The following is a 22,476-nucleotide window of genomic DNA, read 5'->3' on the forward strand; positions in this document are numbered from 1 at the left end:
AAAGTTAGACACTGGGATTTTGGTCGTTCCGAGATAGATGCTACCCTGCTAGTAGTAAGTTTATAGCTGATTTATTGATGTGGACAACCAAAGGAGGAAAATATGTTACTGACACAACAATTAAATGATATTGAACTATTGCAACAAGAGTGTGAAACTCATGATCACTTACAACTCAAGCTTAACTGGGAAATGCTCAGAAGACGCGAATTCGATAAGCTTGATTTTTTTCATTATGAAAATGGCGAACTTGTCGCATTTTTAGGCTTGTATCCTTTTGGATCTACAGTTGAAATATGTGGCATGGTGAAACCTAGTGAACGACGAAAAGGGCATTTCCATCGATTGTTCCAACAAGGAATGGAAAAAGTCAAACAAAACGGATACAAGAAAATTTTATTGAATACACCTGCTGGATCAGATGCGGCAAAAGCTTTTTTGAGTAAACATGGTGCTGAGTATGCATTTTCGGAGCATCAAATGGAGTGGCAAGTCAAGGCTCTTGAAGAAACGGACGGTATCGTTTTGAGACAAGCAACTTTAGAGGATTATGAAATGCGCGTACGATTATCCGTTACGGCGTTTGGAATGGACGAAGAAGACGCCAGGGCGATGGAATGCAAAGTTTACGGGGATAACACCGATATACTCATGATTGAAGTAAACGAAGGAACGGTTGGGAAAATTAGGGTCAGCAGGGAAGAGAGGCAAGCGTGGATTTATGGATTTTCCATTTTGCCAGAACACCAAGGAAAAGGAATTGGTAGGAAAGTGTTGAGCCGAGTAATTCAAGAGCAACACTCGGCCGGATACTCGGTACACTTAGAAGTCGAAACTAAAAACGACCATGCTCTAGGGTTATATGAATCAGTTGGATTTAAAGTGGTACATGCACAAGACTACTATAGATTTCAACATGGATGATGATAACTAATCCAAATCGGCCCATGTCGTCCGAAGAAGAACGACATGTGTAAAGAAACAACAACAAAGATGTCGGACGACAAGAACATTCGCCGATTCAAACCCGCTTAGAATGCGGGTCTTTTTGTTATTTCGGACAAGTTCTTGTCGCTGGCCCGCGACAAGAACTTGACCCTTTTGTCAATGTGCTAATGCCAAACCACACGCTTCATGCTCTTATAAGCATATTAAGTGACATAATAACTGTTAATTTGGTGTTGTAGTACCTTCACGGATATCGCGAATCAGACCAATCTTCTTCCGCTTAATGCGGCAGTTGAAGCGGTCAAAGCAGGAGAGCACGGACGATGTCAAAAGGTTGGCAAAACATCCAAGATGGCTGCCGATGAAATAGCTTCCATTCTTTACGACATTCGGTCCCGGTCTAACCCCAACTCACAGAGAGCAGGTGCTTCAAAGCAAATAGGTTTTGAGTGTGAGCCTGATGTTTGCTCGAACGTCTCGTAAGTGATGATGAACACTTGGAGACTAGAGGAATTAATGAACGGTATTACGTAAGCGTCAAATACTCCCCACCTTCAATCAAGCAAATAGTAGTGAGATAATCTTCGTCAGAATGATGCGAGGAGGATTTCTTTATGTCTACCCAACTAGAACGCAGGAAAGTTTGGGAAGCGAGAATTGCAGCCTTCCGCGGGAGCGGGCAGAAAGCAACGCATTGGTGTGCTGTGGAGCAGATTAATCGCCGCCAGTTGTATAACTGGATGCGAAGGTTAGATAACGAGCGTCCAGCCGACCATTCAGCCTCATGGTTGACGGTCAAGGTAGACGAGCGGTCATCGACACCGTTGCAGATCAAAGTCGGTTCCGCTGTAATTGAAGTGAAGCCAGGATATGACGCCGTCCTGTTGGCCGATGTGGTCCGGACATTACAGACCGTATGCTAAATGACGTTAGCGTAGATCGGGTATATCTCGTTTGCGGCAGTACCGACTTGAGAAAATCGATTGACGGGCTAGCCATCCTCGTCCAAGAAGGATTTGATCTCGATCCGTTCGCCCCTGCGCTCTTTGTGTTTTGCAATCGTGAGTGAGACAAGTTGAAAATCCTTCACTGGGATCACAACGGCTTTTGGCATTACTATCGTGCTTGGAGCGCGGACGCTTTCGATGGCCCGCGGAAACATCGGCATCTACAATGACTGTCAGCCGCCGCGAATTGCGATGGTTGCTAGACGGACTCTCCCTTGAACAGCGAAAGGCACATCCGAGCGTACCCGACGCATTGATTATTGCTACAGCTAAAACTTATAACTTGGCTCTAGTGTCAAGGGATCGTGATATGCATTTTGTAGAAAAAGAATTGAATATGATATTTATTAAAGTTTAAACCACCACGCCTCTTAACAATGCGTACCAAGGTGTTTTTTCTTTTCATTTTTTGTCTTGCCATCGTAACAATGTTATGTTACTCTGTTCTCAGGAGTGAAACAAAACATTGTTACGTTAAGGTGGGGTATATGACAGAAGATAAAGACTTGTTGTCCAAGAAGGAGCTGTTGCGGCTGACAGGCATATCCTACGGGCAACTGTACCGATGGAAGAGGCAGAACCTTATACCTGAAGCATGGTTTATCAAACAGTCGTCTTTTACGGGACAAGAAACGTTCTTTCCTAAACACAAAATTCTCGAACGAATCGATGCCATTATCGATCTAAAGGACAAATACTCTTTGGACGAATTGGCGCGACATTTTAATCCAGACGTAAGCGAAAAGCTATACCCGGTAGAGGAGGTTCTTCGACTCGGTTATCCGGAGGATATGGTCCGGTCTTATTTACACGCTTCGGTCCAGGAATACTTCACATTCCATGACCTACTGTTTCTAGAGTTGTTTTACTCCCTCATCAAAGAGGAACGCTTGACGAAGGCCGAGGTTGAAAATTTGTACCATTCAGTTCATTCCTGGGCTGGACGGTTCGATCGAACTGGCATGCAAGTAGTGGTGTGCGAGGAGAACGGGAGGCATTTCGTCCTACTTGTTCCGGAAGGAACCCTCTTGTTGGATCCAAAGCTGCAGCTGGTGAAGGCGCTTGCTTTAGAAGACTTAACCAAGGCCATCAGCGATAAGTTAAAGATATGGGAAACGGTCTAATTATTAAGAGAAAGGGGATTGTTTATGAGTAGTGATGTTGCCATTAGCGGAATGGGCAAAGTGTACGGAGGCGTATATCATCGCGTCAGCATTAGTGGAATGGGCAAAGTAATGGGATCCATAGAGGCAGCCACATTAGAAATATCCGGCTCGTCCGTCGTCGAAGGTGACGCAACGATCGACAGCATATCCATCTCGGGCAGAACGATCGCGAAAGGGAACGTGAAAGCTCAGAAGATGGTTTCGAACGGGAGCATGACGGTAAAAGGGGAACTTCGTACAGATACGCTGCAAAGCAGTGGAAAGCTTCGATGTGATGGTTTATTAAAAGCAGTCTCCTGCACCAGCAGCGGTTTCTTGTCCTGTGGTTCCGATGTGGAAGCAGATGAATTTCATGTCGAAGGGTACGTTCAAGTTAACGGTCTGTTGAACGCAGGCCAAGTAAATATAGTTTTTGACGGTCCGGTAACCATCTCGGAAATCGGCGCCGATTCCGTACACATCCGCAAGCAAGTGAAGGATCATACAGGGATCAATACAATTATTATGAAACTGACTAGTGTCTTCAGAAAGACGCAATGTTCCTTCCGTTCGATTGAGGCGAACAGCGTGGATATTGAAAACACCCGCGTGGGCAAGATCTCTGGGGAAACGATTATCATCGGCCCTAACAGTCGGGTCGAACGAATTGAATATTCCAAGCGTCTTAGTATCCATCCATCGTCCGTCGTATTGAAAAAAGTAAAAATGTAGGAAAGGTTGTCGGCTATGAGCAAAACGATATCAATTCGAGGACACGGAAGCGTAGGCGGAGGAGCTTACGATAAGGTATCCGTCTACGGAAACGGTACGGTGAACGGCGATCTAAAGACAGCGGCAGCGATCATTCGCGGTCACGGTGTCATCGAAGGAAACCTCATTGCGAATCGATTCTCCATTGCGGGTTCATCGATTGTAAATGGAAATATAGACGGGGAAGAGATCATTGCAAAAGGCAGTTTCGAAACGAAAGGGTCATTGACGGTAAAGAGCGCCTTGCTGACCGGAAGCGTCGTCTTAGGACCCGTTCGAGCAGACCAAATGAAAGGACGGGGCAATTTCAAGTTTAGGGGAAACATTGAATGCGAGGAGTTTTTCGTCAAAGGAGTCATACAGGCACAAGGATTGATCAACGCGCAGGACATTACGCTGGAACTTGTTGGTGAAAGCTTTGTAGCTGATATAGGCGGGGAAACGATAACGATCAAAGGGATTGATCATTCAGGTTGGTTCCGTAAATTATTCAATCGATACAAAAGCCCGAAAGAAGTTCGACTGAAAGCTGAAGTCATAGAAGGAACGACCGTGGACATTAGCAACGTTGAAGCCAAAACGGTGCGAAGCAGCACCATTCGGGTCGGTCCGCATTGTCGTATCGATATGGTTGAATATACCGAAAGTCTGCAGATCGATCCGACCGCCGAAGTCCGTAACAAAGTTAAATCTTAAACCATCTCCATGATTTAGGGAGGGAAGCGAGGGGAAGCGATGAATTCCGTTTATGAAATCAACCATGTGAGGAAGACGTATAAAAAAGGGAAAGTTGTTGCCAATGACGATATTCATTTTAACGTGGAACAAGGTGAAATTCTTGGGTTGCTTGGACCGAACGGTGCAGGGAAGTCGACGTTAATCAAACAAATGGTCGGTCATCTGAAGCCGTGCGGCGGGGAAATCCTTTTTATGGGGACAAATGTTATTCGAAAATCAAGCGATGTAGCGCGGCAAGTGGCTTATTATGCTCAGGAACCTCATGCGTTAACCGGATTGAAAGTGGGTGAAGTGCTTCAATTTACAGGTTTGCTTAGAGGATTGTCTCGGAAGGAAGCGACGCGGCAAACGAAAGAATTGTTGGATCGCTTCGAGATGGGGGATTTGGAGACTCAACAACTGAAGCATATTTCAGGTGGGCAAAAGAGGATGATCGGCATCGGAACGACGTTAATCGGTGAATGTCCGGTCTATATATTAGATGAGCCTACCAATGAACTGGATCCGAAGAAGCGACGACTCGTATGGAATCTTATTCAAGAACGCAACCGGGGCGGAGCTACAATTATTCTCGTAACGCATAATGTGCTGGAGGCAGAACAAGTCGTGAATCGTGTAGCTGTCATTAATCACGGCAAGCTTCTCGCCGTAGATCACGTATCAAAGCTCAAACAGACGGTAGATCAACGACTTAAACTTGAGTTGTCAGTAGAAACAGGAAAGGCGAATGACGTCGAGCAGGCTCTCGCTGCATTCGGGATCATCCAAAGAATCGGAGAACATCGCATTCGGCTGTTACTGGATCGAAGAGATGCCAGCAGCGTGATGGAACGAATATTGAATAAGGATTTCATGTCGATCGAAGATTTTGCGCTGGTACCTCCGTCTCTTGAGGATGTTTATTTCCATATCGATGAGAAGAATACACGGCAGGAGGTGGCCGCAGGATGAATTCGATCGCTGGCGTAAGGTATAGAAAGGATTTTCGTCAATCTTGGGTGAAACTGTGGATTCTATTCCGGATCCAATTTTCCTTCATTCGCGACCGGTGGATGATGGTGATTATCATGGCCACGATGTTTCCTTTGACAACGCTGATGTTTATGAATTTTTTTACGGTGGATCCCACTCCGGAGATGCTGGTCAAGTTGATTGCCGGCAACATGATTTTCGCGATTATCATCATGGGAATGAATATGATGGCGCAAGATATATCTTGGCAGAAGCATCAAGGTCACTTTGTCTTTTACGCGTCCCTTCCTATTTCCAAATTCCATTTCGTCATCGCTAACTTGCTTCGCGCATTTCTTTCTACGTTTCCTTCGGTAATTATCTTAGCTGCGCTTGGACGAACGGCATTCGGCGTAGAATTTCATTATTCGTGGGGTTTGGTCCCGGTCCTCATGCTTTCTATCCTCAGCATTATCGGAATAGGGGTCATGCTCGGTTTTTGGTCTCCCAACCATCAGCTTCTCAATATGGCATCGCAATTTCTAATGAATATTGTCAGCTTTCTAACGCCGGTTTTTATAGAGATGCATCAACTTCCTGTGATCATGAGGTGGATTTCATATCTGCTCCCGACCACGTATGCGGCACAAGCTTTAAAAGATATGCTGCTGGTCGGTTGGACGGAAGCAGTTACGGTGAGTGTTGCGGTGATGAGTGGTTTTGCCGTGTTATCTATCTTTCTTATTTATAAGTTGATTCATTGGAGAGTGGATTCATAGTTCTGAAGACGATGAATCAATCACTCGGATCCTATAGTTTTCTTGCTTTGATTACGAAGGTTACAGGAAGCATCCTTTGCTTTATGAGTCTTGCGGTGTAGCCGATTGGGACGATGATTACGGTACCGGAGTCAGCTTATAAAGGATGCCAAGTGGATTTTTAACCACCCTTCGTCATGGACTGCTTAAGCCCAGCTACTGGATGAAAGTGCATAATAGATTGCAGAATAGATTATGAAAAGCTGGTCGCCGAGATCGGCTTTTTTTTTTTTTATACAACTCCTCGCTCAAATTCTCGGTGTTGAGCAAATGTTGGTGATCTAAAGGATCGGCAGAGAAACGGTCGCAGGCTTTACACGGAGGGGGGAGAAGGGGGCGTTGCCCTGGGACCCATAAAATTAGCCCAACGGCCCCCCTTGTACTAGTGGAATAAAAAATATAATATACAAAGTGGTAGCGACAACGAAGAAAGGAAATAATTGTATGGAGAGGACTAAGGTAATGAGCAAAAAAGCAGCTGTAGTTATGTTAGTATTAACTGCTATTCTTCTACTACCCAGCAATGGTGCATTTGCGCTTGACGATGGTGTAACACGTTCATATGCTGTTGGGAGAATGGACCAGATAGGTTTATTTGAAAGTATCACGGGGGGATACATGTATTCAACTGTTCCAAGTGTAAGTTCAGGCTGGTCTTCAACAAATTATAAGCGCTTCATCCAAAAGGGAATGTGGGTAACCATTAACGGCGATCCTCAAGATAGTTGGATTGAAAGCGAATACCGGGAGGGTGCGAATTATAATTACGAATATATGAAGGGTTTTTATATGGCTCACAATGCTGCAGGCTCGGACGGTTGGTACCGAGAAGGCTTTGTCCTAAAATAAATGAAGACGGAGAGCCAACTCCGTCGTGGACAACTGGTTCGACCAACGAATTCCCTTTACCTAAGTCAATACCGAATCAGCAAAACCCGCGTCTCACTTGCCGTTGGATTTTTGCTGTTTAATAAGGTCGGATGTTAAGAGCCTCAACATGATCCTAAGTAGGGATTATTATTAGAAAAACTAAGATCAATTTTTCACGTTGACTAAAAGAGTTAGTGACCTATATAAAAAATTGACACCCGACTCAATGCTGCATAAAACTTCCCGTGTTAAAAATGTATGTTCCATTATCGACAAAAGGGTCAAGTTCTTGTCGTTTAACGGGTCAAGTTCTTGTCGTCCGACAACAGTGTGTAAAATATTACCATAATTATCGGTGTTCAGTTTGAGTCCGATAATATATATTATGTAAACAAATATAAATATTATCGGTCGTACCCGTGAATTATGTTCTCTGTCAATCGCTGTTATCGTGCCGACCCTGTAAATTATGTATCGGTTAATAGAAATAAAGAACGTCCCATAATTTTAGTTATGGGACGTAACAGTGTATTTCCTAAGCTACTTTTAGAAAGTTTAGGTTTATTCCTTTTCTATAAAATGCATATCACGGTCTCATGAAACTAGAGTCAAAATTTCGTTGTTCATCGCTCACTAGTTGTTGGTATATTCCTGAATAACCGCGTCGGTCCGCATTATATCACAGCAGTTAATTTATCTATTTATGGGACAGCCCCTTCCTTACTCATTTTGTTCGTGCTCTAACACCTTGCGTTGATTCGACGCCTTCGGAGGCGCCGCTTCGATCACAGGCTCGGCTTCGCCCGCTTCGATCATTCGTTTGATGAGCCTTTCACGCAGACGGTCGGCCGTTTCGCGATGGGATTCAAAGCCGACTAAATTTATCAACTCATACGGATCCGCGTGTAAATCGTATAAAAACTCCTCCACATAACGCTCAGAGGCCGCATCCCGGGTCGGATGCTTATCCGGCGCCGACACCGAATACTTCCACCGCTTCGTGCGGATCGCGCGGCCGACCTGCGACTCGCTGATTTGTACAAAGACGTCGTCTGGCCAGTCGACGGACTCCCGCTTCACGAGCGGGACGATGGAGCGTCCCTGCATATGGCCGGGGATTTCAATTCCCGCGGCGTCGAGCAGGGTCGGTACGAAGTCGACCAGGCTGACCAACTCGCGAACAGTGCCCCCGCCCGTAAAACACGAGCCATACAAAGCTGTCGGCACGCGGATGGAGCTATCATGGCACGACCGCTTATACTCCCCATTCCTCGTCTTGAAGTGGGAACCGTGATCCGATGTAAACAGGATGATCGTCTCCTCCTTCAAGTCAAGGCTCTTCAATGCGTCGGTCACCCGGCCGAGCGCTTCGTCCAGCCGCTTCACCATCCCGTAATAGCCGCCAAGCTGCTGGTGAGCCGTACCTCCGAGCGCCGCCATATCCGGCGGCACCCAACGGGAGGTGTACGCGTCACGGTATACATCCGGCGCCGGATAATCATCGCGCCGATTCTGGTGATGCGGCTCTAAATAAGATAAAAATAGAAAGAACGGTCGGTCCTTGCGTTCGTCAATATAGCGAATCGCCGCATCCGTCATGGCATCGACCCTGTACCCCGGCAGCTTGACGAATTCATTATCATTGTTGTAAAGCACAGTATTATAGGCGTCAGAAGTATGCTCCAGCGCATCCGCCGCGAGCCAGTACTTGTAACCTCCGCGCAGATGCTCAGGCACCGGCTCCGTTCGGGTCACCGCCAGATGCCATTTTCCAATATACCCGGTTTCATATCCCGCTTCGTTGAAATATTGCGCAATCGTCGGCAAGTCCTGCCGCAATGGAATCCCGTTCGTAAAACAGCCGGTTTTTGTCGCGTACAAGCCGGTTTGCAGGCACGACCTTGCCGGTCCGCACACCGGCTGACAGGTGAACGCATACTCAAGATGTGTTCCATAGCGCGCGAGCATGTCAAAATTCGGCGTAAGCCCGAGAGGGTTGCCATGGATGCCTGTCGTATCCCAACGCTGTTGATCCGTAAAAAACACAATCACATTCGGCTGCTTCCTGCTCTGCTTAACAGCTGCACCGGTCATGTACTTCACTCCTCTAAATGTCTTTTAGCACATGCGCCTCATAGTCGAACCATTTTCCTTCGAGCAATCCGATCAAGGTATTCGTGACTCGCACCTCAATCCGATTGGCACCTTTCGTGAGCAAGTCGGTCCTGCCCTCCCACACGTATGGGGTCCAGGGACGCACGCCTAACGAATGCCCGTTCACAAGCACCTCAGCACAATCGTGAAAATTCGCATCCCAATCCCGGAAAACCAGCCGGAACGTATCGGTATCCGGAATGTCGGACAACGTGATGTTTCTCCGGAATGCAATCGTGCCCGCGTAATACGGGAGCCCCTCGTACGGCCCGTTTTGCAATAGCCCTTCTCTGGGAACTGGTACGATGGCAGGGCCGTCGTTCTTGCCAGCCGTTGTGCGAACGCCGAAATCCCCGATCAAATACAAGGCATCCACAACTCCGTCCCAATCGTTCGCGATCGTTACTTCGATGGAAAGCGTGTTTTCCCCTGCCTTCAACATAAGTGCAACATCGGTGACCTGGTTGGAATTATCGTATATGAATCTCCAATTGAAATCCTCTTCTACGATCTTATTTCCGTTTAAGCGGATGACATAGTCACCGCTGATGGCTCCGCTGTCTTTCAGCAGCAGACAAGCTTCTGGAAGGTATTCCACGTGAAACCGCTTCGTGTATCGGCAGCGTATCGGATATTTTACTTCCTTCTTCTTTGGCGTTCCGAAGATTTGTTGGAACCGGAGCGGCAGCAGCAGATGCTCGTCCGCGATCTCCTCCGCTTGGTCGATAAAGGGCTTCACTTGAACCTGCATCGCCTCTTCAGGCTGTCCTTCCCTCAAATCCATCTCAAGCTCGAAGGAATCGATCCGTACCGCATTCTCGCCCAACATTTCCATCTCCCACCGGCCGTCCGCCGCAAGCTCCCATTCGTAGGGTTCGGCGGAAACCGAGTTCGCGACGAACTCATGACCACCATTGACTCTTTCGATGATGAAGGCATGAGAGGCATAGGGAGCAAAATGTACCGGCACCCGCCATACCGCCCCGTCCCGCATAAGTGTTACCGGCTCGGCCAATCCGCTCTCAAGGTTCAGCCTGACGATTCTCACACCGTCCTCAGCCGTGTCGCAAGACAGCAATCCTTCATGCTCGCCGCCCTCTTGATTCGCAATAAAGATGAGGCTTGAATCCTCGGACAACCGGCGCCGATGAACGATAAAACTCTTCGAACCGTCCGGAACCTCAAACTTCACCTCATCCGGGGCATGTCGGTCCAAAATTGAAAGCAAAAGATCAAGTGCCTCTGCCCCCATCGGGAGGAAATAGGCATTTCTCTCCCCTTTTCTCCACGGTTTTGCAGGAACCGTGACCTCCTCGTTCCAATAAGACGCCAAACTGGATTCTTCGACGCCAAAGACGGAAAACAGTTCTCCCCCTGCGTATTCTTCGGTATCGATTCGCTCGTATGGCAAAAGTCCGCAAGCGATCACCGTGCCGCCCTGATCAAGAAACTTCTTTATTTGTCTCCGCGCTCCTTGCTCCAAGCTCGTCATCGGAGGCAAAATCAGCACCGAATAAGCGGCGTTCCCGATCCGTATCACGCCGTCCGCGACCTCGGCTTCCGCTAACAGCTCGGCGTCGAGGGGGTCGTAATCCTTGCCCGCGAACACAATTTCCTTACAAATCCGCAGCCAGTCATGCTTGATCTTCTCGAGCTTCCGTTTCTCTTGCTCATCGGAGCCGCAGTAACCGAACCGATGGAACGGATTACCCATGAACGACCAGATCGTTGTCGTCGGATCAAGCACCGCGATCAAACGCTCCGGCGTCCCCTGACTCGTCACATAGCTGATCCGCTTGACGTAATCCGATAAATGACGGAAATGCCGCCAGTACGGATTTTGCAAAAATTGAGAAGGAGGCGCATCATGCTTCGTCAGTCCATCCACAGTGTAAAAGAATGCATGAAAATTAAAGAAGTTAATGCCCATCGCAGCCATTCGGTCGATCATCCACTTCGCATCCTGCAGGGTCATGGACCAACCGACGCTATGGAAGCATTCTATAAGTGCACGTTCCCGTCCCAACTGATGGCTTAGCGCACTGACGGATTTCGGGTTAGAACGGTAACTAAGGAAATACCGGTTCATGATCCAGTCCAGCGTTCGCCCGAGCTTGTCATGGGCACTGTCTCCGCCCGGAACATGGCTGTACAGTTGCGTCGTCATCCGGACCGAAGGCACTTCAGCAACGTATTGAAGCTGATATTTCTCGCACCAGTCATGGATTTGCTTATGATAGGTTTGTCTGATGAGCAAATGAATGGCTTGAAAGTAGTGGTATCGGATTTTTGCCGTTTCTTCTCCGATATTGAACAAAAGGGCCGGCAGACAGCTTTTCAAATCATAGCCGAAGGTCGACTCGAAAAACTTGGGAAGGCGCGGCGACCACGGCAACTTGCCGAGCAGCCCGGTTTCGTCCGTAAACATGCCCTTCACCGTCTTACCGAAATACTCCCCAATTGCTTTTGCATATCGCTCGTGAGTCATTTCTATAAACGTCTTTATGGCCTCGGCATGACACGGATCAACGAATGTCCCGTAATACTTAAAATCATTAACTTCCGCCTCGAGGAAAAAGTGGAGCTCCCACTCCCCGCGCGGCGGCGTCCAATGCAGTTTTTTCACGGTCCGGTAGGTGAAGAAACGTTTCTGGTTATAGGCAGTTAACCCTGTCTTTTGGAACACAGGCTCCGATTGAAAGTTCCCGATAGACTCGCTGACATCGATGCTTTGATCCCAACACCTTTCCCCCGTTTCCGCGTCGAGGGGAACGGCCCTCGCGTATAAAATCCGTGCCCAGGGAAGCTCCATATCGCTTGTCTTTCCGTCCTGCACTTTTTCCGTCACATGCGCCAAGGTGTAGTGCTTCGCCTCCGGATGCGTGAGCACGACCTCTCCGCCGGCGATCCCGCTCGGGTACGGATATTCATCGTACAGCCATACCTCAAGACCAAGCTCTCCCGCCGTTTCTATGGAAAGCTTTACCTTCCGAAACCATACTTCCGATAGGTACGGAATTTTCATTCCTTGTCTTGGGCAGATAAAAAATCCGCCGATCCCCTGCTCCGCCATCGACCGAATTTGCGAAATGATCTCCCCGTCGTCCATCTCGCCGTTCCAAAACCAGAAAGGATGAATCCCAAATTGAGGCTGCGGCTGCTCAAACGCTTTCAAATCGAACAACGGGTACCCACTCCAATCCGTAGTAGTTTTCATTATAAAAGGAATACGAACTATAAAGTGGTTCCATCTCCCTTATGAACAGACTATCCCCCTATCCGGGCGACCGAACCGGCACGCATGCCGATGCGGTAACGGCGGGCGGCTTTCGCCAGGATCATCGATTCTTCCCGCCGACCGCCGATAACTCACTTTGCTCGTTTTATCGATGCGCTTGCGTCTTCGCGTACCATTCTTGGACGCGTTCCGTTACTTGATCGCCTCCGGCTTGATACCAACGTTCGACGAACTCGTCGAACTTGTCGATCGGCCATTCGCCGATGACGATCTTCGTCAAATACTCTTGGAACAACTTATGCGACTGAATGTCCGGGAAGCCTTCATACACCGTGCTGGGCAGACCGTCCCCCGCGATTCTCTTCGCATCTGCGGTGCTGACGGCGAAGATGTCACGTACCATCTGCTGCATATCCTCCGGAACCGTCTGGTCGATGCGATCTTCCATATCTTCCTTCGTCGTAAAGTTTCGCATGCCGAGCGCGATCGGTTTGTCTTCTGCCGGCGGCAGCAGCTTTTTCTTCCCGTCGATAACCTCGTGCTGCACGCCTTCGATACCGAAGCGTACGAATTCTATATTCTCCGGGTTAAAGAAGAAATCGAGCAGCTTCAACGCATAAGGCGCTTTATCCTCAGACGCCTTCAGAATGATCCATTCCGGTTCGCCCATGCTCTTCTGGGTTACGAACCCTTCGAAGCCTTCCGCCTTCGGCAGCGGCATGCCCGATATATATGCATCCGGCGCGCCTTGCCGCATGGCTGTAAATCGGTTAGGCAAGTGTGCCGGCAAGTGGTACCAACTGCCGACAAGGTTGTTGTTGATCTTCGCGGTCCATACGTCGCCTTTATTCAGGAACGTCTCGTTATCCAACAGCTTCTCCGCGTATAAATCGCGGATGAAGGCGATCGCGGCCTTCATATTATCGGTTACGCCGGCGTATTGGATCTCTCCTTCGTAGATGTCCCATTCCGGATACCCTTCCCACATGGCGACGCCATACATAGCGAACAGGTGGTCCATCCAACGACCGAACTCGCGGCCTGTCGTCGGCAGTTCGTCGGCCTGCCCGTTTCCGTTGGGGTCCTGGTCGCGGAACGCGCGAAGCATCTCCTTATAGTCCTCTACTGTCTCAGGCATGTCGAGGTTCAGTTTATCCAACCAATCTTGGCGGATCAGCGGCGCGCGTTCCGGTACGAGGAACACCTTCGGTACATAATATATTTTGCCGTCTTCGGTGGCAGAACGGACGACATCCCATGCTTCCTGAGGGATACTTTCCCAGACGTTAGGAGCGTACTTCGGCAACAGATCGTCGAGTGGCAGCGCGCCGCCCTGCTGGATCAGCGTCTGCTCCACGCCGCCGATCGGGCGAAGCATGTCCGGCAGATCGTCCGAAGCGATCATGAGGTTGATATATTCCGCAGGTTCCGAGCCAGGCGGCGTCGTAATAAGTTCGTATTCCACGCCCGAACGCTCCGCAACGTATTGGACGTGCGGGTCGTCGCTTCCGGGGAGTGTTCCGACACCCATGTGGCTCTTAAACACTTTAATTTTTACCGGTTCTTTAGGTTTCTCCGCTCCCGCATTCGCGCCCGCGTCCGTCCCCTTCTCCTCGACTACGCTATTCGTCGGCTCTTCTCCTCCGGACGAACCGCCCGCGCTGCAGCCGGCAATGGCGGTGAAAGCGAAAACGAAGACGAGTGCGGCGGTCGCGATCGGCCTTCTCAACCATGAAGTTTTCATGTCATACCCTCCTTGAAATCTCGTTTCTATTGTCTATATAAAACCGAGCTTCCCGGTTATATAGCTTACTCCTTCAACGACCCTAACATGGCGCCCTTCACGAAGTACTTCTGCAAATAAGGATATACCAGAATGATCGGTACCGTGGCGAAAATAATCGTCGCCGCCTTCAGCGTCGTCGTATTAAAGTCGTAATCGCCCAAAAACAGATTGACTGCCGCCAGCTCCTCCGGCGTCGTCAAGTAGGCGCGCAGCTTCATCTGCAGCGGCCACATCGACGAGTCCCGGATGAACAGCACCGCACGCTGGAACGTATTCCAATACCCCACCGCGTAAAACAAATTGACCGTAGCCATGACCGGCTTCGACAGCGGCAAGTAGATCTGGAACGAAATCCGGAAATCCGAGCAGCCGTCGATTCTCGCCGAGTCGTCCAATTCGCCGGGGATGCCCATGAAGAACGTTCGAATACTCCCTTACTGTCAGGAAGAAAGGGATCATCGGTGCGTTGAAAATCATCGTAACGACGATCCCGAGCATGATCTGCTTCCGGATCAAGAATTCCTTCCTGGCCAGCGGGAAGGCAGTCAGTACCGAGAATAACATGCTGATGATTGTGCCAGCCACGGTGATATACACTGTAATGCCGAACGACTGCCATAGCTCCTGGGTTTGCAAAATATGCGTCCATGAGCCCGTCGTAAATTCAACGGGAACTAGGAACACCTTCTTCGAATCCGCCGCGACCGGCGAGCTGAACGATACCGCCAGAAGATGCAGGAGCGGAATGATCATCGTTGTCGCAGCCGCGGACAGGAAGACGTAATTCAGCCAATTGAACGACTTTTCACCGAATGTTTGTCTCATTTACCACAACCCCTGTTCCGATTTCCGCGCGAGGTGGTTAAATATCCACAGCAAAATAAAGCCGATGACCGATTGGAACAGACCGATCGCCGTTGTGACGCTGTATTGACCCTGCAGCACACCCGCCCGGTATACGTAAGTTTCAATAATGTCGCCCACCGAGTACGTCATTGGCGTGAGCAAGTTGTAGATCTGATCGAACCCGAGCTCAAGGAAATTGCCGATATTCAACAGGAAGAGCACCAGAATCGTCGGCGCCATGCTGGGCAGCGTAATATAAACCGTCTGCTTCCAGCGGCTTGCCCCGTGCATGACAGCCGCTTCGTACAGATTCGGATTGATGCCGGTAATATGATCGGTGCCGGGAACCCGAAGATCAATTGGTACAAGGCAATGACCGCGGTATTTCGGAGCACTTGGTAAAAATCTTGATACGTAAACAAGTAGATGAAATTATTGAGCCCGACCCACGGACTTCCTAGAATGCCGTTAAAAATCTTATAGTCCTGAAACGCGATAACGCTTCCAAAATGCGATCCCGGGAAGAATCATGAGATACAGCATCCAGTGCTTCTTCATGTTTCGAATGTATCGATGCGCCATGCGTTCCTCCGGCTTCGCCACTGCTATAGACCTTTCCCCTTCCGCTCTTGCCGGCGTTGTCATCTTCCCGACCTCCCTCCTCTGTTGTCATGGACATCGTACCGCCAGTGCCAAGGATATACAATCGTTACATCTTCCATCGAATGAGCAAATCCGTGGAAGCGCATAAACCCGCATGGTAACAAGGTTTTCGAGGCACTGACTGTTGGTATGGTTGGTTCCGTGACAGATCGGTTGATTGCTTTTACCAAAAAAAAGACCCGCGCGTCAGCACAGATCCGATTCGAATTGCCGATTATCTCCAACGAGTAAATTTCTTAGCGATCAAGAATGCTGCCTTCGCCCTCGGAGCCTCCATGCTGCGTCATCGCTACAAAACAGTATCAATTCAATTCTTGGCATCTCACCGGAAGCCGGCTCTTTCTCCACGATGCTCCTCCCCGCCCGCGTGGATGAATGCAAAACCGTCCCCTTTAAGATTCTGCATAAAGTCATCCCCGAATAAAACTTACGGTTTACATGAAATGGATTGGGGAAAACTGAATTATTGTACCGACCGATAACTTCCAGGGTTGCGCCCATAATCCCAGTACCGGCACGATAATTATGTAAACGACTCGATAACTCGCCAAACAGCATAACTGAATATATATTATGTAAACTAATTTGAATATTATCAGTCGTACCCGTGAATTATGTCCTCTATTATTGTCAAATGACATAAAACTAGGATCAATAATGACAAAAAAATAGCAACAATCATTATATTGACAAAAAAGTAGCACCTTCTTATAATAATGAACTTTTTTTTCGTCGTTTCTTTTCTGAGTCAAATGGACATTTATATTGCAATTGTAATTGCTTCAGCTTGAAAAGAATTTCATTATTCCAACATTGAAATTCTATGATATTGTTGTTTTCGATTCTTACAATAAAGAACGGCAGCTTCTCGTATTTAAACGGCGGTCGGTGATAAAAATAAACTTTACCTCTTTCCAAGTATTTCTTATTTCCGGCAAATTCAAGCCAGTTGATAAAATGGTTCATAATCAATAAATATAATACTCTATTCAGTACCCATTTTGTTGCTTCGGTGCTCTCAAAAATCCTGTTTTTACTCCTAAAAACGAAAAAGGGAACGCACGAAACGAATTCGATGTCCTAGACTGCTTGGCTTTAATCGAGCTGATTGCTTAGCCAAGTAGTCCTTTAGCAAGTTTAAAGTTGCATCCTCGATTTCAAGATCGCCTATTTCGCGGATCAACATCTTTAACTGGAGACTGTAAGCCTTTAATGTATGCGGGCTGAATCCTAGAATATGCGTTTATCCGATTCATACAGCATCCATAACTCATTTAATTTCATAACTAATGTTCATCAAACTTAAAGACTTGGAACGCTTTTATCTTAGTTTGCCGTTTCCTTATCATCATGGAAAAATCTGCAGTCGACTACCTAAACCCGAGTAAGCTTATCAGGGTTTACTACGACGTAGATTCTGGCAAACTTTCCGCTCCGGAGTTGTATAAATATAGCCCCCACGGCTTCGTCCCCCGAACGGAGTACTATACCGGTCTCACCGTTCAGAGGGGCAACCTCGAAGTGAAGATTTCCCTGATAATAGCGTTTAATGCCTTCGGACGCGCCGCCCAGGACTCGGGCCACGCGATCACGCGTTTGTATCGGACGCGTGGTCGCAATTACTTTTCCACCTCCGTCGGCGATGAGCATGACGTCTTCGGTCAGCAGAGATAGCACATGATCGACGTTACCTTGCTCGATGGATGTGAGGAACCGACTGACCCATTCCAATTCGACCGCTTCGGCCGCGACCGGCTCCTCCTCGGATATACCCATCTTGCTTCTTGCCCGGCTCATCAGCTTGCGGCAATTCGCCTCTTTCTTGCCCAGCAGTTCCGCTATTTCGGGATAATCGAAGCCCAGCGCCTCACGCAGGACGAAAACCGTCCGTTCTGTCGGCGTCAGCCGCTCGAGCAGTACGAGCATGGCGTAAGACAGCAGATCGCGGCGGACGACCGTCATCTCGAGCGTATCCGCCTCCGGCGTCCGAATCGGTTCAGGGAGCCACGGACCGACGTACACTTCCCTGCGCTTCCGCGCCGACTTTTGCATATTGAGGCAGTGATTGGTTACCATTTTGCACAAATACGCCTTCGGCTCCTCCAAACGTTCGGGATGTACGTCGCACGCCTTAACAAATACATCCTGCACCGCATCTTCCGCGTCTGCCGCGGAGCCAGTCAACTGATAAGCCAACGTGAACAGAAGCGCTCTATATTGATCGTACAGTTCCTCCATCCGCCGTCTCACCTTCTCCGGGCTATTAGACATATATCAACTTGGTCCCTTTGTTTCTATCGGAGCCAGCTAGCAAAATCCCATCCCAGCTTTTTGACTTTCCACGCAAGCTTCCCCGTTATGATGATATCAAGTCCCCATTTGCGTACCCACATCAACCCGCGATTTTGCCCAAGGCCGATGCCGAAGGTATCCAAAAACGATTTGTGAACCGGCGCGGAACGGCCCTCCAGATCAGCCATCACGATTTTTCCCAGTCTTAACGCCTGCGGCCCAGCTTCTTTGCACGTCATCTGATCTGCCTTGCCGGTACTCGGATCGACGATTCTCGCACAATCGCCAATGCTGTATACGCCCGACATCCCTTGGACGCGATAACATTCATCCACCAGCACTTGACCTTCAGAAGTAAGCGGCAAGCCCATGCTGCGGAGGGCCGGATTCGGTATCAGACCAATCGTCCATATACATAGGCCAACCGGCAGACGATCACTATTGCTCAACGTCAACACTCCTGCTTGCTCCCGCATTGCCTTACGATTGTGAAGCACTGTCACTCCACATTCTCTGAGCGTCATCTCCAACTTTCGTCCAACTTTTTCCGGCCCTCCCGGGAACAGCCGCTCGTTCGCATTTAACAAATAGACGGAGATATCGGACGGATTCAGTCCTAGTGCCGCCGCTTCCTTCCGCATGGCGAGCACCAGCTCGGCGGACGTCTCGATGCCGCTGATGCCCGCCCCCGCAACCGCGATTGTCATTAGTCGCTTTCGTTCCTCAGGGTTCGTCTCGACGGCAGCCTTCCGCAGATTGGCACGCCAGCGCTCCCGGATGTCTGCCGCCGCTTGCGGGTCGGTCAAGGCGATCCCTCCCTTATCGGGATCCGGTCGACGAACAATGCTTCCGACCGCAACTACTAAAAGGTCATAATAAATTCGGGCATCATTTCCTTGCGCATCCGTATATCGAATCCGTTTTTCCCTACTATCCACAGAAGTAACCGTACCTTGCAAGAATTCGACTCCTTCTGAACAATAACGCGTCCAGGGAACCATAATCTCTTCCCCGCCTGCGGCCGGCCGGAACAACATCACTTTGCGCACATGACCGGGCTGCTTGTCGATCAGAACAAACCGAATACGCTGTCCGTTCGCCATGCCCCGGGTCTCTTCCTTTTTGCTTTGAGCGCCCCAAGCCCTGCATGGCCGCCTCCAATGATAATGCATGTCAAGTCGTTCATCTCACTTCATCTCCTTTACATTTTTCACACATATAACAACGTAAGGATCTGATTTGTGACAGTGTAAACGAGCGAAGACTGTTCAAAAGCATTTTTTGAGTTGATCCCTTCCATCAAACGGTGGAGGGGCTGTTTGCTTTCACATGTATGGGACTAGTTATGTTAGATAGACTTATCCTCTTGTATTCAATTCCACTAGGCTGCCAATTAGTTCAAAAGGACGCTCCCACGCCTTCGCTTGGGCTACGTCCTCCTCATTATATTCCATTTCCAATTATTGATTAAAGTACATACGCGGGTAGCATGTATTGCCAACAAAAAGTTTTATTTCCACTGTTACTGAGTTATATCAAACGATTTAAAAGTACATAACTCAAGTGCAAAGAGCAGGGTTTACGCAGCTGCGTAAACCCTGCTCTAATTTTAGACCATTCCGTATATTTAGAACTAGACCGCGAGAGCGAAGGAGTTCTTAACGGGGATGATTTTCTTTATCGCTTCTGGTATCGATCGTATGCAGCTTGCTGTATCATTAGCACTTCGGCCAGGCCCATACTCTCGATATTCTTGACGTACACGTCAAAATTATCGATTGGCTCAGCCCCCATGACGAACTTGTTTACCATCTCGTCCTTATAGGTCGTAATTTCGGCGAATTTCGAATTGAGCACGTCCCTGTCCGCTTGCGGAAAAGAGAGCGCCAGCGGGTATTTGTCCTTGATGAACGGCGTGATCGAATCTCGGATTTCTTTAATCTTTGGCGTCACCATAGCATCCTCGTAACGAAGATCCCATTGGAAGGCGAATTCCCGTTTGCCCATCTCGAACATTTTGATTAGCGGAGATTTGTTCGGATCCTTCATGATCACATCCGTATATACCAGTTGGTTGTTTGTGATCGTATAAGTTTCGCCCAATGCGCCGAAGTTCATCGCCAGCTGGCCTTCCTCGCTATAGAACCAATCCTGCATTTTGGCGATTTCCACTTTATACTTCGATTTCGAGCTGATCGCAAAGCCGTTACGGATCAGCGTTTGCTGGCTCTTGGTATATGCTTCGACGCCAGGCCCTTTCAACGGCGTGATCCCCGTCATGTTCACCTGTGGGTTTTCCTGGGCGATCAGCTTCTCCAAATATTCAATGCGCGGGAAGGTATCGGCCGTGTAACCCGAAACCTGGTTCGTAAAGCGCGACTCCCACACCTTCTGATCGTTCGTGATGTACTCTTGGTCTATCAGTCCTTCCTTATACAGCTTGGCGACGAAAGCGAGCGCATCCTTTAGCTTCGGATTAGTATACGTATACTTGACCTGTCCGTTCTCCAAATAGAAATCTTCTTCGAACGATACGCCAAATGGTTCAATGAACGCATTCAATCCGTTCAGCTTGTTTCTTGTGGTGAACGGAATTTCGTCGGCCTGGCCGTTTCCGTTCGGATCCTTCTCCTTGAACGCCTTCAGTACCTCATACAATTCATCAGTCGTCGTCGGTGCCTTCATACCGACGTTATCCAGCCAATCTTGGCGGACGATCTGCAGACCGATCGTTTTCACGGCCGATATTTGCGGGAAGAAATAGATGTTTCCGTCATCCGATTTGATGTCTTTCAGGATTTTCGGGTTTTCATTCAATATTTTCTTGAAGTTCGGCATATGTTCGTCGATCAACTCGTTCAATGGCTCGAAAGCTCCGTTCTCCCCGCCTTTGTTGAGCAAATCCGGCGTAGCTTCCATAACGTCCGGCAAATCCCCGCCGGCCAAAGTTAGATTGAACTTCTCGAGATAATCCTTGTTGTCGTTCGGCGCCTTCAACCAGTTGAAATACACATTCGTTCTTTCCACGATCGGCTTCATCCAGACTGAATCGTTCGAGGATACGGATTCGGGACGCGGCTTCATATAAATGTCGATCTCGATCTTCTCGTCCAGAATCTTATCGCCGTCGGAGGATGGCTTGTTCTGCTCGGCTTCGGATTGCTTGCCGACTTCATTGGCTTTCTGCTCAATCGCGGCTTTTTCATCCGCTCCTTGCCCGTTTCCGCCGTTCGCACAACCAACAAGCAGGATCGTTGCCGCCATGACGGCGGAAATGTTATTCATCCAGTTCAATTTTCTCATATTGCGCAACCTCCCTTATCATCGATTATCTATGGGGTCGCCCCCGCGTTTTTACGGTTTCATCCTTTGATGGATCCCATCATCGATCCTTGCACGAAATACTTTTGAATGAAGGGATACACTAACAAAATCGGCAAGGTCGCTACCACCAAGGTGGAATATTTGATGGATTCGCTTAGCAGATTTTTATCGTCATGTACATCGGTCATCATCTGGTCCGTCTGATTTTGAATCACGATGTCGCGCAATAAAATCTGCACGGGAAACAGCTTCTCGTCGTTCAAATAAATCAGCGCCGGGAAAAAACTATTCCACTGATTGACGGCGTAAAACAAGCCGATCGTCACGAGCGAAGGCACCGACAGCGGAAGGACGATTCTCCACAACGTCTGCAGCATTGAACAGCCGTCGATCTTGGCGGCGTCTTCAAGCTCGCTCGGAATTTGCTCGAAGAACGTACGCTGGATAAACACGTAGAATGATGCGACGGCCGTAGGAATGACGATCGCCCATATGGAGTTCCGCATCCCTAGCGCATTCACGACCAGGAAGGTCGGAATCAAGCCGCCGGCGAACAGCATAGGAAGGAGGACGAATCCGGTCAGGATGTTGCGTCCGGGCAGCTCTTTTCTCGATAGCGGATAAGCGGCGCAGATCGTGAGGAACAGGCTGACGGCGGTTCCGGCCACCGTATATACAACCGTATTCCAATACGCCCGGCCAAGCATCGGAAACGCGAAGACCCGCTTATAGGCATCCAATTGGAAGCCCATAGGAATGATGCCGATTTTCCCTTGAGATATGTATAGCTGATCGCTCAAGGACGCAGCGATGACATAGAGAAACGGGTAGATCGTGGTAATGACGATGATGCCGAGAAACAACGTGTTACACGCGAGAAAAGCCAAGCTTCCGAACGTCATGCGATAGGTTGGCATCATTCACT

Annotated in this window: 18 protein-coding genes and 3 pseudogenes; 11 read left to right on the forward strand and 10 right to left on the reverse strand. The window is 48.8% G+C overall.

The genetic code is table 11. The features are described from left to right. The first annotated feature begins 102 nt into the window (after nt 1-102). From JET16_RS01405 to JET16_RS01455, 11 genes and pseudogenes are all read left to right on the forward strand, one after another. Nucleotides 103-924, forward strand: a complete 822-nt coding sequence (locus tag JET16_RS01405) for a GNAT family N-acetyltransferase (protein WP_199613818.1) — start codon at nt 103-105, stop codon at nt 922-924. Nucleotides 925-1,200: 276 nt separating this feature from the next. After that, nucleotides 1,201-1,431 (forward strand): methyl-accepting chemotaxis protein, encoded by a 231-nt coding sequence (locus JET16_RS30470; RefSeq protein ID WP_325176608.1) that lies wholly within the window; start codon nt 1,201-1,203, stop codon nt 1,429-1,431. 131 nt (nt 1,432-1,562) lie between these two features. Then, nucleotides 1,563-1,871, forward strand: coding sequence for an IS66 family insertion sequence element accessory protein TnpA (gene tnpA, locus JET16_RS01415; protein ID WP_199613819.1), 309 nt, complete (start codon nt 1,563-1,565; stop codon nt 1,869-1,871). Then, nucleotides 1,865-2,125: pseudogene (tnpB, locus tag JET16_RS31020) on the forward strand (IS66 family insertion sequence element accessory protein TnpB). The gene tnpA and the pseudogene tnpB (JET16_RS31020) overlap by 7 nt, the downstream one beginning before the upstream one ends. Next, the gene (gene tnpB, locus JET16_RS01425) at nt 2,074-2,313 is read left to right on the forward strand and encodes an IS66 family insertion sequence element accessory protein TnpB (RefSeq protein ID WP_407673065.1); all 240 of its coding nucleotides are present in this window, start codon (nt 2,074-2,076) and stop codon (nt 2,311-2,313) included. Before tnpB (JET16_RS31020) ends, tnpB (JET16_RS01425) begins: the two are co-directional and overlap by 52 nt. Before the next feature lie 130 nt (nt 2,314-2,443). Next, nucleotides 2,444-3,079, forward strand: a complete 636-nt coding sequence (locus JET16_RS01430; RefSeq protein ID WP_199613822.1) for a DUF4004 family protein — start codon at nt 2,444-2,446, stop codon at nt 3,077-3,079. 24 nt (nt 3,080-3,103) lie between these two features. Beyond that, entirely contained in the window at nt 3,104-3,832 is a 729-nt protein-coding gene (locus tag JET16_RS01435; RefSeq protein WP_199613823.1) for a polymer-forming cytoskeletal protein, read from the forward strand. A 15-nt stretch (nt 3,833-3,847) separates the two neighbouring features. Further along, on the forward strand, nt 3,848-4,567 hold the full coding sequence (locus JET16_RS01440; protein WP_199613824.1) for a bactofilin family protein: 720 nt from the start codon (nt 3,848-3,850) through the stop codon (nt 4,565-4,567). Between the two features lie 39 nt (nt 4,568-4,606). Continuing rightward, nucleotides 4,607-5,560 carry an ABC transporter ATP-binding protein gene (locus JET16_RS01445; RefSeq protein ID WP_199613825.1) on the forward strand — a complete coding sequence of 318 codons (954 nt, stop codon included), beginning with the start codon at nt 4,607-4,609 and terminating at the stop codon, nt 5,558-5,560. Further along, nucleotides 5,557-6,339 carry an ABC transporter permease gene (locus tag JET16_RS01450; RefSeq protein WP_199613826.1) on the forward strand — a complete coding sequence of 261 codons (783 nt, stop codon included), beginning with the start codon at nt 5,557-5,559 and terminating at the stop codon, nt 6,337-6,339. The genes JET16_RS01445 and JET16_RS01450 overlap by 4 nt, the downstream gene beginning before the upstream one ends. A gap of 501 nt (nt 6,340-6,840) precedes the next feature. Then, complete coding sequence (locus JET16_RS01455; RefSeq protein WP_199613827.1) at nt 6,841-7,227, forward strand: hypothetical protein; 387 nt, start codon at nt 6,841-6,843, stop codon at nt 7,225-7,227. A gap of 741 nt (nt 7,228-7,968) precedes the next feature. Here the strand turns inward: JET16_RS01455 and JET16_RS01460 are convergent. The 10 genes and pseudogenes from JET16_RS01460 to JET16_RS01505 all read right to left on the reverse strand — a co-directional run bounded on the left by JET16_RS01460 (nt 7,969) and on the right by JET16_RS01505 (nt 22,468). Next, nucleotides 7,969-9,342, reverse strand: a complete 1,374-nt coding sequence (locus JET16_RS01460) for a sulfatase-like hydrolase/transferase (protein WP_199613828.1) — start codon at nt 9,340-9,342, stop codon at nt 7,969-7,971. A gap of 13 nt (nt 9,343-9,355) precedes the next feature. Next, nucleotides 9,356-12,586, reverse strand: coding sequence for a glycosyl hydrolase (locus JET16_RS01465; RefSeq protein WP_199613829.1), 3,231 nt, complete (start codon nt 12,584-12,586; stop codon nt 9,356-9,358). A 199-nt stretch (nt 12,587-12,785) separates the two neighbouring features. Continuing rightward, nucleotides 12,786-14,384: an extracellular solute-binding protein gene (locus JET16_RS01470; RefSeq protein WP_233530928.1), complete on the reverse strand. Its 1,599-nt coding sequence runs from the start codon at nt 14,382-14,384 to the stop codon at nt 12,786-12,788. Nucleotides 14,385-14,449: 65 nt separating this feature from the next. After that, nucleotides 14,450-15,251: pseudogene (locus JET16_RS01475) on the reverse strand (carbohydrate ABC transporter permease). After that, nucleotides 15,252-15,854, reverse strand: a pseudogene (locus JET16_RS01480) (ABC transporter permease subunit). It abuts the pseudogene before it with no gap. A gap of 1,120 nt (nt 15,855-16,974) precedes the next feature. Then, complete coding sequence (locus tag JET16_RS29910; protein ID WP_233530929.1) at nt 16,975-17,121, reverse strand: hypothetical protein; 147 nt, start codon at nt 17,119-17,121, stop codon at nt 16,975-16,977. Between the two features lie 188 nt (nt 17,122-17,309). Then, on the reverse strand, nt 17,310-18,173 hold the full coding sequence (gene sigJ / locus JET16_RS01490; protein ID WP_199613830.1) for an RNA polymerase sigma factor SigJ: 864 nt from the start codon (nt 18,171-18,173) through the stop codon (nt 17,310-17,312). A gap of 56 nt (nt 18,174-18,229) precedes the next feature. Continuing rightward, entirely contained in the window at nt 18,230-19,330 is a 1,101-nt protein-coding gene (locus JET16_RS01495; RefSeq protein WP_233530930.1) for an NAD(P)/FAD-dependent oxidoreductase, read from the reverse strand. A gap of 574 nt (nt 19,331-19,904) precedes the next feature. Further along, nucleotides 19,905-21,530 carry an extracellular solute-binding protein gene (locus JET16_RS01500; protein ID WP_199613831.1) on the reverse strand — a complete coding sequence of 542 codons (1,626 nt, stop codon included), beginning with the start codon at nt 21,528-21,530 and terminating at the stop codon, nt 19,905-19,907. A gap of 59 nt (nt 21,531-21,589) precedes the next feature. Then, complete coding sequence (locus JET16_RS01505; RefSeq protein ID WP_199614250.1) at nt 21,590-22,468, reverse strand: carbohydrate ABC transporter permease; 879 nt, start codon at nt 22,466-22,468, stop codon at nt 21,590-21,592. Nucleotides 22,469-22,476: the final 8 nt, after the last annotated feature.

The organism is Paenibacillus alkalitolerans, assembly GCF_016482785.1.
Taxonomy (GTDB): domain Bacteria; phylum Bacillota; class Bacilli; order Paenibacillales; family YIM-B00363; genus Paenibacillus_AE; species Paenibacillus_AE alkalitolerans.

Excerpts from the sequence above, each read along its gene's own strand:
- JET16_RS29910 (WP_233530929.1), bottom strand. The coding sequence starts at position 17,121 with ATGTTGATCCGCGAAATAGGCGATCTTGAAATCGAGGATGCAACTTTA.
- JET16_RS01470 (WP_233530928.1), bottom strand. The coding sequence starts at position 14,384 with ATGAAAACTTCATGGTTGAGAAGGCCGATCGCGACCGCCGCACTCGTC.
- JET16_RS01450 (WP_199613826.1), top strand. The coding sequence starts at position 5,557 with ATGAATTCGATCGCTGGCGTAAGGTATAGAAAGGATTTTCGTCAATCT.
- JET16_RS01500 (WP_199613831.1), bottom strand. The coding sequence starts at position 21,530 with ATGAGAAAATTGAACTGGATGAATAACATTTCCGCCGTCATGGCGGCA.
- JET16_RS01430 (WP_199613822.1), top strand. The coding sequence starts at position 2,444 with ATGACAGAAGATAAAGACTTGTTGTCCAAGAAGGAGCTGTTGCGGCTG.
- JET16_RS01455 (WP_199613827.1), top strand. The coding sequence starts at position 6,841 with ATGAGCAAAAAAGCAGCTGTAGTTATGTTAGTATTAACTGCTATTCTT.
- JET16_RS01440 (WP_199613824.1), top strand. The coding sequence starts at position 3,848 with ATGAGCAAAACGATATCAATTCGAGGACACGGAAGCGTAGGCGGAGGA.
- JET16_RS01495 (WP_233530930.1), bottom strand. The coding sequence starts at position 19,330 with ATGGCGAACGGACAGCGTATTCGGTTTGTTCTGATCGACAAGCAGCCC.
- JET16_RS01405 (WP_199613818.1), top strand. The coding sequence starts at position 103 with ATGTTACTGACACAACAATTAAATGATATTGAACTATTGCAACAAGAG.
- JET16_RS01460 (WP_199613828.1), bottom strand. The coding sequence starts at position 9,342 with ATGACCGGTGCAGCTGTTAAGCAGAGCAGGAAGCAGCCGAATGTGATT.
- JET16_RS01435 (WP_199613823.1), top strand. The coding sequence starts at position 3,104 with ATGAGTAGTGATGTTGCCATTAGCGGAATGGGCAAAGTGTACGGAGGC.
- JET16_RS01445 (WP_199613825.1), top strand. The coding sequence starts at position 4,607 with ATGAATTCCGTTTATGAAATCAACCATGTGAGGAAGACGTATAAAAAA.
- sigJ (WP_199613830.1), bottom strand. The coding sequence starts at position 18,173 with ATGGAGGAACTGTACGATCAATATAGAGCGCTTCTGTTCACGTTGGCT.
- JET16_RS01505 (WP_199614250.1), bottom strand. The coding sequence starts at position 22,468 with ATGCCAACCTATCGCATGACGTTCGGAAGCTTGGCTTTTCTCGCGTGT.
- tnpA (WP_199613819.1), top strand. The coding sequence starts at position 1,563 with ATGTCTACCCAACTAGAACGCAGGAAAGTTTGGGAAGCGAGAATTGCA.